Source organism: Bordetella sp. BOR01 (assembly GCF_019218885.1).
GTDB lineage: Bacteria > Pseudomonadota > Gammaproteobacteria > Burkholderiales > Burkholderiaceae_B > Bordetella_A.
Genome location: NZ_JAHUWT010000003.1, coordinates 610399 through 623609, shown reverse-complemented (window position 1 = coordinate 623609; position 13211 = coordinate 610399). Strand labels below are relative to the sequence as shown.

Below are 13211 nucleotides of genomic sequence, written 5' to 3'. Positions count from 1 at the left end.
TGAGGAGACCGTCATGAATCAAGCAACACCCTGGACGCGGCGCGGGTTCGCCGCCGCGCTGCTGGCGCTGTCGTCGCTGGCGGCAGCCGGCGCGGTGCGCGCCGAAGAGGTACTGCGCCTGGTGGTGCCGTTTGCCGCCGGCAGCTATACCGACAATGTGGCGCGGCTGGTGGCGCCGGGCCTGGCGCAGCACCTGGGCAAGAACGTTATCGTGGAAAACCGCGCGGGCGCCAACGGCATTATCGGCGCCGATTTCGTGGCGCGCGCCAAACCCGACGGCTTGACCCTGCTGGTGGGCGGCGCCAGCGTCAATACCATCAATCCGGGCGTATACAAGAACCTGCCCTACGATCCCCAGCGCGACCTGTTGCCGGTGGCCCGCATCGGCATCCTGCCCTTCATGTTGCTGGTCAATATGGACCTGCCGGTGCGCTCGGTGGCCGAGCTGGTGCAGTATGCCAAGGCCCATCCCGAAAAACTGTCGTATGGCACGCCCAATGCCGCCACGCTGGTGGGAACCGAGACCTTCAAGCGCGGCGCGGGCATCAGCCTGCTGAGCATTCCGTACAAGTCCAGCCCCCAGGCCATGACAGACCTGGTGGGCAACCAGATCCAGGTGCTGATGGCCGATTTCGCCACCGCCATGCCCCAGGTGCAGGCCGGCAAGGCGCGCCTGTTGGCAGTCACCATGAAAGACCGTTCGGCGTTGCTGCCCGATACGCCGCCCATCAGCGATACCGTGCCCGGTTTCGACTTGTCGGCCTGGACTGGCTTGCTGGCCCCCGGCAAGACGCCGCCCGAAGTGGTCCAGCCCATTTATGATGCCCTGCGCGCCTCGCTGGCCGATCCGGCATTGCAAGCCAAGTTCAAGAATATCGGCTTTGACATCGACCCGATGGGCCCGGCTGAATTCGGTCCGTACATCCACGACGAGATCGACAAGTGGAAAGCGCTGGCCCGCGAAGCCGGCATCGAACCCCAATAAGCATTGCCAAGGATATTGCGCACCATGATCGACACCCGCAACCCCATCGGTGGCAAGCCGCTCTATGCGGTGGACAGCCATGCGCATGTCCTGGATACCGCCGCTTTTCCGTTCAGCAATCCGGTGGGCTACAAGCCGGGGCCCAATGAAATAGGCACGTCCCGGGAATTCCGTACCGTGCTGGCCGCGCATGGCCTGACGCACGCCCTGGTGGTGAACCCGTTTGCCGGCTATGCCACCGACAATCGCTGCATGCTCGATGGCATTGCCGCATCCGGGGGGCGCTGGCGGGGCGTGGCGCTGGTGGGCCATGACGCCACCGATGCGCATCTGCAGGCATTGGCCGATGGCGGCGTGGTGGGCGCGCGCTTCAATACGCTGTTCAGCGGCGCAACTTCGCTGGAAGGTGCGGCGGGACTGCGCCTGCTCGAGCGCATCAGGGAAATGGGCTGGTTCGCCCAGGTGTATTACCACGACGATGGCCTGCTCAGCCTGCTGCCCATCCTGGACGCGGCGGGCATACGCGTGGTGGTCGACCATTGCGGCTGCCCGGCGGTCGAGCAGGGCCTGAAGCAGCCAGGGTTCCAGGCGCTGCTGGAACTGGGGCGGCGCGGCAATGCGGCGGTCAAGCTGTCGGGGGCATTCCGGTCGTCGCGCCAGCCGTGGCCGTACGCCGATTGCGACGAGTATGTGCGGGCGCTGGTCGAGGCCTTCACGCTGGACAACTGCGTATGGGGTTCGGACTGGCCTTTCGTGCGTGTACCGCGTCGCATGGACTACGGGCCGGTGTACCAACTGCTGGAACGCTGGCTGCCCGACCCGGCCGATCGGCAGCGCGTGTTGTGGGACACCCCATGCCGCTGGTTCGGTTTCGACGCACAGGAAGGCAGCCATGCAGGCGCCTGACGTGCAGCGCCGCCGCCTGACGGCCGGCCAGGCGCGCGACCTGTCGGTGCGCGCGTTGCGCGGCATCGGCTACAGCCCCGCGCAGGCAGGCGTACTGGCCAGCCACATGCTGGATGCGGCCTTGTGCGGCTATGAATATTCCGGGCTGCCCAAGATACTGAACCTGGCCGAATATCGCGACAAGCGCCAGCCTGCCGGTCCCATGCGCGTGGCGCATGAAACCCCGCTGTCGCTGATGCTGGACGCCGCCGGCCACAACGGGATGCTTGCCGTGCAAGACGCCACCGAGCGTGTCATCGCCAAGGCGCAGGAGCACGGCTTTGCCGTGGCGGGGGTCTACAACAGCTGGATGAGCGGCCGCAGTGCCTATTATGTCGAACAGATCGCGCAGGCCGGCCTGATCGGCCTGCACACCATCAGCTCGCGGCCGCAGGTAGCGCCGCCTGGCGGGGCGCAGGCGGCGCTGGGCACCAACCCCATTGCGTTCGGATTCCCCACGCTGGCCGATCCCTTGGTCATCGACATGGGCACGTCGGCCCTGATGTTCACCGACCTGGCCTTGCGGGCGCGGCGTGGCGAACTGCTGCCCGAAGGCGTGGCCATCGATGCGCAGGGCCAGCCTACTCGCGATCCGGTGGCGGCCAGCCAGGGCGCTGCATTGCCATTCGGCGGCTACAAGGGGTTTGCGCTGGCGTTGGCCATGCAGGCCCTGGGGGTCTTTGCCGGTTCGGGCTTCGGCGCCGAAGGGGCGGGCTACCTGCTTTTGGCCATGCGGCCCGACTTGATGATGCCGCTGGAGCGCTATCGGGCCGATTTGTCGGCCAACTTGGCACGCGTCAAGGGCACCGCGCGCCAGCCGGGCGTGCATGAGATCCGTATTCCGTCTGAACATGCATTCGCGCGGCGCCGGGCCAACCAGCGCGACGGCATCGAGATCGACGCCGACATCCATGAGGCGCTGCAAGCGTTGGCTGCACGCTGCCGTGGGTAGTCAGGCCGGAATCGGCAGCCTGCCTTCATGCAGAAAGCATGAGAGCGGGTACGTGGCGACCTCGTCGCCGCCGGCCTGCTTGAAGGCGACGGTGTCGCCACTGGCCTGGCACAGCCACGGGCTCATGTGGCGCGGGCGCTTCTGCGCCAGCGCGTGCAGGGTGAACAATGCGACGCAGCAGCCCCCTTCAGGGTCGCGCGCGGACGGGTATTCGAAAGCCTGCACGCCCGCTGCACGCATGGCCGTGCCCAATTGCTGGGCCGCCTGGTAGCGGGCGGGATGCGCGAGCTCTGCCCGGTAGGCGTCGAACGGGGCTGCTTGCAGCCGCACGCCTTGGGAAGCTTTGTATCCCACTGAGAACAAGGTGTGCTGACTGCGGATCTGCGCCTTGGGCGGCGGCGCATCCATCGAGCGCCAGAAGACGAAGCGGTAATAGGCCGATTCCGCCAGCGTCGTGCCGATGCTGCATCCGCCATAGAAAATGCCGGGCTCATGCGTACGCCCGAAGCGCGAGCCCCATGGCAGCGGCGGATACCGGAAGGGCGTGCTCAGCAGATAGTGCAAGCCTGCCGAGTTTTCCGGGTAGGGCGGCTTGACGGCGTCGATCAGGGATTCCAGGATGGCCTGTTCTTCCAGCGTATCCACATAGCCCAGGGTGGCGATCTGTTCCTGGCTTTCGACCAGCCGGTACAGGGTGCCGCCGATAGGGCCGATGTGCCGCGGCCCATCACAGGCTTGCCAGATCATCAGATCTTGCCCCGGATGGCATCGGTAAACCGCAGCACAGTCATCAGGCCCTGGATGCTTTCGATTTGCCGCGCCGGCACGCCGCCCGTGACCGTGTTGGGCGTGTGCATGAAATGGCGTATCCAGTCTTCGTCGCCGCCCGTCAGGGCGTACAGGGCGCGCGCGATGCGCACCAGCAGCAGGGCCAGTTCCCCCTGCTTGGAAGCGGGGTCGAGCGACAGGTTCTGCTTCAGGCGGCTGACCGCCGTACGGTGTATGCCCAGGACGGCGGCCAGGTCGGCCTGCCGCAGCCCCAGTTGATCGGCCGCGCGCAACACCGCCTTGGCCAGGACGGCATCGGGAGACGGTTTGGTGCGACGCAGCGCGGCCATGGAGTTGATGTTCATAATGAACATATAATAGGCCAAATGTGCAAATTCAACAATCCAGCACTCGGCCTGGCCCTGGGCGCGTGCGGACTTGCGAGCAGGCAATATGTGGATTCAGAAATCGCTTACGCTGGCCGCCCGCAAACGCGGCTTCCATCTGGTCACGGATGAAATCCTCAACCAGGTGCCCGAACTTCGGCGCATCAAGGTCGGGCTGATGCACCTGTTCATCCAGCACACCTCGGCGTCGCTGACCCTGAACGAGAATGCCGACCCCACGGTGCGGGCCGACTTCGAGCGTTATTTCAATCATGCGGTGCGCGAGAACGAGCCCTATTACGAGCATACCTACGAAGGCACCGACGACCTGCCCGCGCACCTGAAGTCCAGCATTCTCGGGGCCAGTCTCAGCATCCCCGTGGCCGATGGCGGCCTGTGCCTGGGCACATGGCAGGGCATATACCTGTGTGAACATCGCAACCAGGGCGGCGCGCGCAGCGTGGTGGTGACCTTGCAGGGGGAATAGGCTGGGCGTTGGCTGGTCCCGCTGCAGTACGTATTTTCAAGTGAGGGAAGCCCTGTGCAGTTCACAACCAACTGGCTGGATTCGCGTTTCTTCAGTGTCAGCTACGAGCTCACCGAAGGGCAGTTCTAGTATGGTTAGGTATTGGACAGTTCATTGCCCTGACGGAGACCGCACATGACTACCCCGCAAGACGCGTCTGCTTTCCAGGCGCTGGCTGGCATCACGACCGCCACCCTGACCACCACCCTGCTCAAGAAAGGGCTGCGCAACGTCTGGATACGCGGCGCCTTTCCGCTGACACCGGGCAAGCAGCGCATCGTGGGCCGCGCCTTCACGGTGCGCTTCATCCCGGCCCGCGAAGACCTGGCCACGCCGGAATCCTGGAGTTCGCCGAAATCGACCCGTGCGGCCATCGAGCAGATGCCCGGGGGCTGCATTGCCGTGGTCGACGCCAACGGCGTCAAAGACGCCGGGTTCTGGGGCGACATCTTGTGCGCCCGCATGGCCAAGCGCGGCGTGGCGGCATTGGTCAGCGATGGCGCGGTGCGCGACCTGGCTGGCGTGCTGTCCACCGGCTTGCCGATCTGGGCCAGCGGCGCCGCCGCCCCGCCTTCGGTGGCGGGACTGACCTTCGTCGATTGGCAGCAGCCCGTCGGATGCGGCGGCGTGGCGGTATTTCCGGATGACGTCATCGTGGCCGACCAGGACGGCGCCGTGGTGATCCCGGCCGCGCTGCTGGACGATGTGGTCGGCCTGGCGGTCGAGCAAGAGCGGCTGGAAGGCTGGATCATGGACGAAGTGCAGGGCGGTGCGAGCCTGCCCGGGCTGTATCCGCCCAACGCCGAGAACAAGGCCCGCTACGAAGCGACCAAGAAGCAATAAGTACCGGTATCCCACCAGGTGCCAGGCACCTTCGGAGCCTGATACCTGGCAAGCGGCGTGGCAACGCGCGTAGCGCTATGGCACCAGCTTGCCCGCGCGCGGATCCTTGCGGGCCAGGCGCGCCAGCAGGTGGTCGACTTCCTGGCGTGCCACGGTTGACATCGGGCTGGCCGGCTTTCTTTGCGCGGCCGATGTCAGTATGCCGCGCCGCATCAGCACATACTTGCGCACGGCCAGGCCGGCGCCGGGCTGCTGCTCGTAGCGCAGCAGCGGCAGGTGGGCATCGAACAGGTCGTGCGCTTCTTCGCGCTTGCCTTCCGCATTCAGGCGCACCACGTCGCACAGCATGTCGGGAAAGCAATAGCCCGTATTGGCGCCGTCGGCGCCGCGCTCCATTTCGTAGTCGAGAAACAGCCCGTTGTTGCCGCACAGGATGGAAATGTGGCGCATTTTTCCGTCTTGCTCGAACTTGCGCAGGGTGGATATTTTTTCCAGCCCCGGCCAATCTTCGTGCTTGAGCATCACGCAGGAAGGCAGTTCGTCGACGATGCGCTTGATGACGCCCGGGCTCATCTGCACCGAGAACGTCAGCGGATAGTCTTGCAGCACGAAAGGCACATCGGGACCGATGGCCTCGACGGCCTGCCGGTAGTAGTTGACGACCTGGTCATCGGTGCGCAGCGTATTGGGCGGCGCGATCATCACGCCCGCGGCGCCGCGTTCCATGACATCGTGCGTCAGCGCCCGCATGGCCGCGAAGCCCGGCGCCGACACCCCCACGATAACGGGCAGCCGCTGGGCCCGGGCAATGACCAGGCTGGCCACGGCCAGCGATTCGGCGTGTTCGAGCTTCTGGGCCTCGCCAAGCTGGCCAAGCACGGTGACCCCCGTAGAGCCGCACGCGATGTAGAAATCCATCATGCGGGCGATGGATTCGGTATCAATGCTGCCGTCGTCGAAGAAAGGCGTGGGGGCGATGGGATAGACCCCTTTTGCATCGGTGGTAAGTGGCATGTGCAGTGCTCCGTGGGTGGCATTTCCGCTTGCAGCCGCGGCGTGGCGGGTGGATGCGTCGATTATCGCCTGACTTATATGGGTGATGTACGGGTGTGGCCATCAACCAAGTCCGGGCATATGTTCGCGGGCGATTCTGTCCTGTAGGATGTGACAAACGCGCAGCTTGGGGTCGGCGAGTTCACCCGGCGATTCCAGTCGTCCCATCGGAGACCACCCATGCAATTCCTGGATACTGTTGTGAACAGCGTCAACGGCCTGGTTTGGGGGCCGCCGATGCTGGTGCTCATCCTGGGCACCGGGCTGCTTCTTATGCTGCGCCTGGGGTTCATGCCCCTGACCAAGATCGCGGCCGGTTTCCGGTTGGCCTGGCGCAGCCGTACCAAGCGGGGCGACGATACCGGTGAAATCAGCCCCTTCCAGGCGTTGATGACCAGCCTGGCCGCCACGGTGGGCACGGGCAACATTGCCGGCGTGGCTACCGCCATCTTCCTGGGTGGCCCCGGTGCGCTGTTCTGGATGTGGGTAACCGCGCTGGTCGGCATGGCCACCAAGTACAGCGAAGTACTGCTGGCCGTTCACTATCGCGAAAAGGATCCGCGCGGCGAATTCACGGGCGGGCCGATGTACGCCATTCGCAATGGCCTGGGGCCGAAGTGGGCGTGGCTGGGTATGTTGTTCGCCCTGTTCGGCGGCCTGGCGGGCTTTGGCATCGGCAACATGGTGCAGGTCAACAGCATGTCCGACGCTTTGCACGCATCTTTCGGCGTACCCGATTGGGTCACTGGCGTGGTCACGATGGTATTGATCGGCATGGTGGTGCTGGGCGGCATCCGGCGCATTGGTGCGGTGGCCGAGGCGTTGGTGCCCTTCATGTGCATTGCCTATATCGTGGCATCGCTGGCGGCGCTGGTACTGATGGCCGACGCCATCCCGGCTGCGTTTCAGTTGGTCTTCACGCACGCTTTCTCGCCCGTGGCTGCCACGGGTGGCTTTGCCGGTGCGGCCGTCATGGCCGCCATGCGCTACGGCGTGGCGCGCGGCATTTTTTCGAACGAGGCGGGGCTGGGCACTGCCGGCATCGTGCAGGCTGCGGGCACCAGCAGCAGCCCGGTGCGTTCCGGCATGATCGGCATGATCGGCACCTTCATCGACACCATCGTCATCTGCACGATGACCGGCCTGGTCATCGTGTGCTCGGGCCTGTGGACTAGCGGCGACAGCGGCGCGGTGCTGTCTTCGGCGGCATTCGAGGCGGCCTTGCCCGGCGTTGGCCACTATGTCATTGCGGTGGCGCTGGCGATCTTCGCCTTCACCACCATTCTGGGCTGGAGCTACCTGAGCGAGCGGTGCTGGGAATTCCTGGCGGGCGTGCGCGCCATCTTGCCGTTTCGCATCGTCTGGGTGGTGGCCGTGCCATTCGGCGCCATTGCGCAACTGGACTTTGCCTGGCTGCTGGCCGACACCTTGAACGGCCTGATGGCCATTCCCAACCTGATTGCCCTGGTGATGCTGTCGCCGGTGGTAGTGAAGCTGACGCGCGAACATTTCGCCCAGCCCGGCTCGGGGCAATAACAAGGTCGTAACAGGTGCCAGGCACCCCGCGGGAGCCTGGCACCTGGCAATGTCCGCGCAGCCCTAGCGTTGCGGTTCGGGGGCGGCGCCGACATTCTTGCGCACCTTCGCCACGTCGGCCGCGCTGACGGCCGAGGCCTGGTTACCCCAACTGCTGCGCACGAAACTGACCACCGCGGCGACTTCCTTGTCGTTCAGGCGCCAGTCGAAGCCCGGCATCGCGTACTGCGTGGGGGCGGTAGCCGTGCCCGGCAACTGCGCCCCTTTCAGCACGATATGGATCAGCGAGGTCGGGTCGGCCGAGTTCACGGTGGAGCTCAGCGCCAATTGCGGGAACGTCTGCTCGTAACCCTTGCCGCTGCTGCGGTGGCAGGCGGCGCAGTTGTTCAGGAACGTCATGGCGCCTTCCCCCTGGTCCTTGCCGGTACGCAGCGCCTGGGCCGCCGACGCATCGTAGGCCAGCGGCTCGGTGGCGTCTTCGTTTACCGGCGACAGCGTCTTCAGATAGGCCGCGATGGCGTTCAGGTCGGCATCCGTCAGGTGCTGGGTGCTGTCGGACACCACCTGCGACATGCCCCCGAATGTGGCGGAATGGTCGTTGATGCCGGCTTTCAGGAAGGCCACGATATCTTCTTTCGACCAACTGCCCAGGCCGTCGGTCATGTCGCCGCGCAGGTTCTTGGCCAGCCAGCCTTCCACCACGCCGCCCGACAGGAATGCCGAGCCGTCGGCGTCGGTCAGCGCCTTTTCCTGCAAGGCAAAGCCACGCGGCGTGTGGCAGGTGCTGCAATGGCCCAATCCTTCCACCAGGTACTTGCCGCGCAGCACCTCGGCCTGGCCTGGGTCGGCGGCCTGGCCAGCCGGCGCGGCCTCGACGACATCGGGCGCGAACATCCAGCGCCATACCCCCAGGGGCCAGCGCATCGAAAGCGGCCACGTGATGTCGGTGTCTTTGTTGGCCTGGTTCACCGGTTGCACGCCATGCATGAAATAGGCATATAGCGCCTCGATGTCTTGCGGCGATATCCTGGCGTACGCGGTGTACGGCATGGCCGGGTACAGCGAATGGCCGTCCTTGGCGACCCCGTGGCGCACGGCCCGGTCGAAGTCTTCCAGTGTGTAATTGCCGATGCCCGTGTCCTTGTCGGGCGTGATATTGGTGGAATAGATCCTGCCCAGCGGCGAATCCAGCCCCAGGCCGCCCGCGAACGGCTTGCCGCCCTGCGCGGTGTGGCAGGCGATACAGTCGCCGGCGCGCGACAGGTACTCGCCCTGCTTGATCCGCTGGGCGTCGGGTGGGGCGCCGCCGTCGGCGGCCCAGGCGGAGCCCGCCAGCAAGGCCAGGCTGGCCGCGATGATGGTGTGCTTGATCATCTTGCGTGCCTCCTCAAGCCTGGACCAGCGGGCCGGGGTTCTTCAAGTACTGCTCGCGGATGGCCCGCGCCGCCCAATAGGCCAGCGCACCCACCAGCCCCGTGGGGTTGTAGCCCATGTTCTGCGGGAATACGCAGGCGCCCATCACGAACACATTGGGTACGTCCCAGCTTTGCAGGTACTTGTTGACCACGCTTTCCCTGGGGTTCGAGCCCATGATGGCGCCGCCCGTGTTGTGGGTGCTCTGGTATACGCGGGTGTCGTAGTGCGAACCCTTCTTGCGCACGCCCACGAAGTGCTTTTCCGGCTTCATGGCCTTGGCCACTTCTTCCATGCGGTCGCCCATGTAGGCCAGCATCTTGAACTCGTTGTCGTGCCAGTCGAAGGTCATGCGCAGCAGGGGCTGGCCGTAGATGTCCTTGTAAGTGGGGTCCAACGATAGATACGCGTCGCGGTACGACATCACCGAGCCGGACATGCCGATCGCCATGTAGCGCTGGTAGACGTCCTGCACGGCGCCTTTCCAGGCCGTGCCCCAGGTGGGGGTGCCGGGCGGCGTGGCCGCCTGCTTGATCGGGCGGCCGCCCGTGCGCACATGCCGGATGCTGGCGCCACCCAGGAAACCCAGCGGGCCGTGGTCGAACTGGTCGCCGTTCAGGTCGTCCATGCTGACCCCGCCCGCGCCCGTGCCCATGAACGGATTGAGTTGCGTGCCCTTGGGCAGCAGCACGTTGATCGAGCCGTTCATCTGGTACGCGTAGTTCTTGCCCACCACGCCCTCGTTGGTCTTGGGGTCGTAGGGCTGGCCGATGCCCGACAGCAGCAACAGGCGCACGTTGTGCATCTGGTAGGCCGACAGGATCACCAGGTCGGCGGGCTGTTCGATCTCGCGGCCCTGCGCGTCGATATACGTCACGCCCACTGCCTTCTTGCCGGTGGAATCCAGATTGACCTTGATCACGTGCGAATGCGTGCGCAACTCGAAGTTGGGCTTCTTCAGCAGCACCGGCAGGATGGTGGTCTGCGGCGAGGCCTTGGAATACATGTAGCAGCCGTAGTTCTCGCAGAAGCCGCAGAAATTGCAGGGGCCCAGGCGCACGCCGTAGGGGTTGGTATACGGACCCGATGCGTTGGCGGCCGGAGCCGGAAACGGGTTGAAGCCCACTTCCCTGGCGGCATTCTCGAACAGTTGCGCACCCAGCGTGGTGGCCAGCGGCGGCAACGGGAATTCCTTGCTGCGATGGCCTTCCAGCGGGTTGCCGCCCTCGACGATCTGGCCGTTCAGGTTGCCCGCCTTGCCCGAAGTGCCGCATACATATTCGAACTGGGTGAAGTAGGGTTCCAGCTCGTCGTAGGTGACGCCGAAATCCTGGATGGTCATGCCTTCCGGGATGAAGTCCTTGCCGTAGCGCGTTTCATAGCGGGTACGCAGCTCGAGCTCTTCGGGCAGGATGCGGTAGTGCATGCCGTTCCAGTGAAAGCCCGCGCCGCCCACGCCATTGCCCAGCAGGAACGAGCCGTTCTGGCGGTATGGCACCGCCACGTCGTTGACGCCATGGCGGATGGTGACGGTTTCTTTCGACAGGTCCTGGAACAGCTTGCCGCGCACCGAGTACGCCAGTTCGTCCAGCACCTTGGGGTAGGGCGCATCCGTCGCGGTGTCCTGCATGGCGCCACGTTCCAGCGCCAGCACATGCAGGCCCGCGTCGGTCAGTTCCTGGCCCAGGATGGCGCCGGTCCAGCCGAAGCCCACCAAGACCGCATCGACCTTGTCTTTCTTGATGGCCATGGCTTATCCCCTTTTGCCAGAGATGGACACCGGCCCATAGGGATACTTGACGTTGGGCTGGTCGGTCCAGTCCAGGAAGTCGCCACGCGCGCCCGGGAAGCCCACCATCTTCCAGCCGACCATGTTCTTGTTGCCGCCGTACATCGGGTCGGACAGGAAGCCTTCCTTGGTGTTGGACAGCAGGAAGCTGAAGAACACGGCCGAGGGCACCGTATCCAGTTCGATCTTTCCGGCCTGCAGGTCTTTCAGCACCTGCTCTTGCAGGGTGCGGTCCAGTTCGGCATAGGAATGCCCATGGGTCTTCTTGCACCAGGCGTCACACGCCGCGATGCCGTGGCGGTATGCGTCGCGCGGGGTCAGGTTGAGCTGGTAGCCCAGTTCGGGCACTGAGTCGGGATGGAAGGGGCCCTGCATGTACCAGAGCTTGCCGTGGCCGTATGGCGTTTCCATCTGCCGGTCGATGAACTCGGGCACGCCTGCGTCGATGGCGCCGGGACCGTAGTCGTCGGAAGGAATCAGGTGGTCGACGGCGGCGCTGATGAATGTCCACTCTTCCTGGGTGAAATAAGTGGGCGTATAGGCCTGGGCAGGGCCGGCAACGCGTTCGGTTCCGCTGCTACAGGCCGTTTGCGTGATCGCTGCACCACCCACCAGGGTCGTAGCGGGTACCAGCGCCATTGCCTGCTGAAGGAATCGCCTGCGCGGCCGCGTGTCTTCTGTCATATGACTCTCCGAGGTTGCTTCCTGCTGTCTCGGCCCAACTGAGAGCATGCATTCTGGAAACACGGGACTGCGAGCTGGAGACAGCGCCAACGATGAATCGCCGGCATCTTCCATTAGGGAAGACCCGATTCATTATGCGCTTCTGAGCGCCACGGGCACGGATGCTTGAGTGGATAAGTCGGAATTCAGGGCGATGTAACTGGCCGGGAAATAAAATGGCGCGCGTACTCGCCCGGTGCCTGGCATGTCGCGGCGAACGGCAAGTGTCAGCGTACTATCTCGATAGGGCACACACGCATCGTGCCCAGTAAAAATCCTGGGGGATACCTGACATGCTTCACTCTTCAACTCTGCGCGCCGCCATGGTCTGCGTAGCTTTTGCCTGCGCCGCCGTTCCGGCCGCCCAGGCCCAGCCACCCATCGAGGGCGTGCCTACCATCACCGTGGGCTTCGCACCGGGCGGCGCGGCCGATACCACTGCCCGCATCTACGCCGAAGAGCTGCGCAAGCAAGGCTTTGAAAAAGTACTGGTCGACAACCGCCCCGGCGCATCGGGCCGCATCGCGCTCAACGCCGTCAAGGCGGCGCAGCCCGATGGCTTGACCATGTACCTGGGCGGCTCGCCGCTGTTCACGATTTTTCCGCTTACCTACCAGAACCTGAACTACGACGCCGACAAAGACCTGCGGCCCGTGGCGGTGCTGGTCGAGATTCCCACCGCCGTGGTGGCGGGAGCGGCGGCGCCGTACGACAGCATGGCCGACTACGTGAAGTGGGCCCGGCAACGCGGCGCGCCGACCACGCTGGGCGTGGCATCGCTGGGCAGTTCGGGGCATTTGGGCGCACTGGCGCTGAACAAGAGCCAGAACCTGAACATCGAGCCGGTGGCGTATCGGGGCGCCGCGCCCATGCTGGTGGACGTGGCCAGCGAACAGGTCTCTATCGGCTGGGACGCCGTGGCCAGCATGATGCCGCTGTACCAGAGCAAGAAGATCAAGTTCCTGGGTGTCAGCGGCACCAAGCGGCTCGAGGCCTTGCCCGATGTACCCACCATCGACGAACAGGGCTTTCCCGAGTACCGCGCCGCGACCAGCTGGTACGGCATTTTCGTGCCGGCCAAGACTCCCGACTCTGTGGTCGCGGCGCTGGAACAGGCTTTCCTGAAAGCCTCCGAAAACCCCGAATTGCGCAAGCGCCTGCTCGACAGCGGCCTGGTGGTGGCTCCCGCGCCGGCCGGCGAGGTGGCCCGGCGCATCGTGCAAGAGCGCAAGCAGTGGGAGCCCACCGTGGCGGCGTCTGGCATCAAGATGGACTGACAGGAAACACGCATC

General features: G+C 65.0%; 13 protein-coding genes. 7 read left to right on the top strand and 6 right to left on the bottom strand.

All coding sequences use genetic code 11. The features are described from left to right. Positions 1-13 precede the first annotated feature (13 nt). The 3 genes from KW845_RS17720 to KW845_RS17710 are packed head-to-tail and all read left to right on the top strand — an operon-like array spanning position 14 to position 2882. A complete protein-coding gene (locus KW845_RS17720; protein ID WP_218370653.1) occupies positions 14-985 on the top strand; it encodes a tripartite tricarboxylate transporter substrate binding protein in 972 nt (323 codons plus the stop codon). Positions 986-1009: 24 nt separating this feature from the next. Continuing rightward, positions 1010-1891 (top strand): amidohydrolase, encoded by an 882-nt coding sequence (locus tag KW845_RS17715; RefSeq protein WP_218370652.1) that lies wholly within the window; start codon positions 1010-1012, stop codon positions 1889-1891. Further along, entirely contained in the window at positions 1878-2882 is a 1005-nt protein-coding gene (locus KW845_RS17710; RefSeq protein WP_218370651.1) for an Ldh family oxidoreductase, read from the top strand. The genes KW845_RS17715 and KW845_RS17710 overlap by 14 nt, the downstream gene beginning before the upstream one ends. Here KW845_RS17710 and KW845_RS17705 read toward each other — a convergent pair whose 3' ends face one another. Together KW845_RS17705 and KW845_RS17700 are read right to left on the bottom strand one after the other, a co-directional pair. After that, positions 2883-3629 (bottom strand): RES family NAD+ phosphorylase, encoded by a 747-nt coding sequence (locus tag KW845_RS17705; RefSeq protein WP_218370650.1) that lies wholly within the window; start codon positions 3627-3629, stop codon positions 2883-2885. After that, the gene (locus KW845_RS17700; RefSeq protein WP_255592729.1) at positions 3629-4024 is read right to left on the bottom strand and encodes an antitoxin Xre-like helix-turn-helix domain-containing protein; all 396 of its coding nucleotides are present in this window, start codon (positions 4022-4024) and stop codon (positions 3629-3631) included. Before KW845_RS17700 ends, KW845_RS17705 begins: the two co-directional genes overlap by 1 nt. Positions 4025-4103: 79 nt before the next feature. Between KW845_RS17700 and KW845_RS17695 the strand changes: the two genes are divergently transcribed. Both KW845_RS17695 and KW845_RS17690 read left to right on the top strand, forming a co-directional pair. Further along, a complete protein-coding gene (locus KW845_RS17695; RefSeq protein WP_255592728.1) occupies positions 4104-4523 on the top strand; it encodes a secondary thiamine-phosphate synthase enzyme YjbQ in 420 nt (139 codons plus the stop codon). Positions 4524-4697: 174 nt separating this feature from the next. After that, entirely contained in the window at positions 4698-5405 is a 708-nt protein-coding gene (locus KW845_RS17690; RefSeq protein WP_218370649.1) for a ribonuclease activity regulator RraA, read from the top strand. Positions 5406-5480: 75 nt separating this feature from the next. On the opposite strand, the gene KW845_RS17685 is transcribed toward KW845_RS17690, so the two are convergent. Continuing rightward, entirely contained in the window at positions 5481-6419 is a 939-nt protein-coding gene (locus KW845_RS17685; RefSeq protein ID WP_218370648.1) for a dihydrodipicolinate synthase family protein, read from the bottom strand. Positions 6420-6638: 219 nt separating this feature from the next. On the opposite strand from KW845_RS17685, the gene KW845_RS17680 reads away from it, so the two are divergent. After that, the gene (locus KW845_RS17680; RefSeq protein ID WP_218370647.1) at positions 6639-7994 is read left to right on the top strand and encodes a sodium:alanine symporter family protein; all 1356 of its coding nucleotides are present in this window, start codon (positions 6639-6641) and stop codon (positions 7992-7994) included. A gap of 63 nt (positions 7995-8057) precedes the next feature. Here the strand turns inward: KW845_RS17680 and KW845_RS17675 are convergent, their stop codons facing one another. The 3 genes from KW845_RS17675 to KW845_RS17665 are packed head-to-tail and all read right to left on the bottom strand — an operon-like array spanning position 8058 to position 11880. Then, positions 8058-9368 carry a cytochrome c gene (locus KW845_RS17675; protein WP_218370646.1) on the bottom strand — a complete coding sequence of 437 codons (1311 nt, stop codon included), beginning with the start codon at positions 9366-9368 and terminating at the stop codon, positions 8058-8060. A gap of 13 nt (positions 9369-9381) precedes the next feature. Further along, complete coding sequence (locus tag KW845_RS17670; protein ID WP_218370645.1) at positions 9382-11157, bottom strand: GMC family oxidoreductase; 1776 nt, start codon at positions 11155-11157, stop codon at positions 9382-9384. Positions 11158-11160: 3 nt separating this feature from the next. Then, the gene (locus tag KW845_RS17665) at positions 11161-11880 is read right to left on the bottom strand and encodes a gluconate 2-dehydrogenase subunit 3 family protein (protein ID WP_218370644.1); all 720 of its coding nucleotides are present in this window, start codon (positions 11878-11880) and stop codon (positions 11161-11163) included. Between the two features lie 332 nt (positions 11881-12212). Between KW845_RS17665 and KW845_RS17660 the strand changes: the two genes are divergently transcribed. Further along, positions 12213-13196, top strand: coding sequence for a tripartite tricarboxylate transporter substrate binding protein (locus tag KW845_RS17660; RefSeq protein WP_218370643.1), 984 nt, complete (start codon positions 12213-12215; stop codon positions 13194-13196). Positions 13197-13211: the final 15 nt, after the last annotated feature.

Bases quoted from the DNA above. Each gene is read 5' to 3' on its own strand.
- KW845_RS17685 (WP_218370648.1), bottom strand. From the start codon at position 6,419: ATGCCACTTACCACCGATGCAAAAGGGGTCTATCCCATCGCCCCCACG.
- KW845_RS17690 (WP_218370649.1), top strand. From the start codon at position 4,698: ATGACTACCCCGCAAGACGCGTCTGCTTTCCAGGCGCTGGCTGGCATC.
- KW845_RS17680 (WP_218370647.1), top strand. From the start codon at position 6,639: ATGCAATTCCTGGATACTGTTGTGAACAGCGTCAACGGCCTGGTTTGG.
- KW845_RS17675 (WP_218370646.1), bottom strand. From the start codon at position 9,368: ATGATCAAGCACACCATCATCGCGGCCAGCCTGGCCTTGCTGGCGGGC.
- KW845_RS17660 (WP_218370643.1), top strand. From the start codon at position 12,213: ATGCTTCACTCTTCAACTCTGCGCGCCGCCATGGTCTGCGTAGCTTTT.
- KW845_RS17710 (WP_218370651.1), top strand. From the start codon at position 1,878: ATGCAGGCGCCTGACGTGCAGCGCCGCCGCCTGACGGCCGGCCAGGCG.
- KW845_RS17700 (WP_255592729.1), bottom strand. From the start codon at position 4,024: ATGTTCATTATGAACATCAACTCCATGGCCGCGCTGCGTCGCACCAAA.
- KW845_RS17715 (WP_218370652.1), top strand. From the start codon at position 1,010: ATGATCGACACCCGCAACCCCATCGGTGGCAAGCCGCTCTATGCGGTG.
- KW845_RS17670 (WP_218370645.1), bottom strand. From the start codon at position 11,157: ATGGCCATCAAGAAAGACAAGGTCGATGCGGTCTTGGTGGGCTTCGGC.
- KW845_RS17705 (WP_218370650.1), bottom strand. From the start codon at position 3,629: ATGATCTGGCAAGCCTGTGATGGGCCGCGGCACATCGGCCCTATCGGC.
- KW845_RS17665 (WP_218370644.1), bottom strand. From the start codon at position 11,880: ATGACAGAAGACACGCGGCCGCGCAGGCGATTCCTTCAGCAGGCAATG.
- KW845_RS17720 (WP_218370653.1), top strand. From the start codon at position 14: ATGAATCAAGCAACACCCTGGACGCGGCGCGGGTTCGCCGCCGCGCTG.
- KW845_RS17695 (WP_255592728.1), top strand. From the start codon at position 4,104: ATGTGGATTCAGAAATCGCTTACGCTGGCCGCCCGCAAACGCGGCTTC.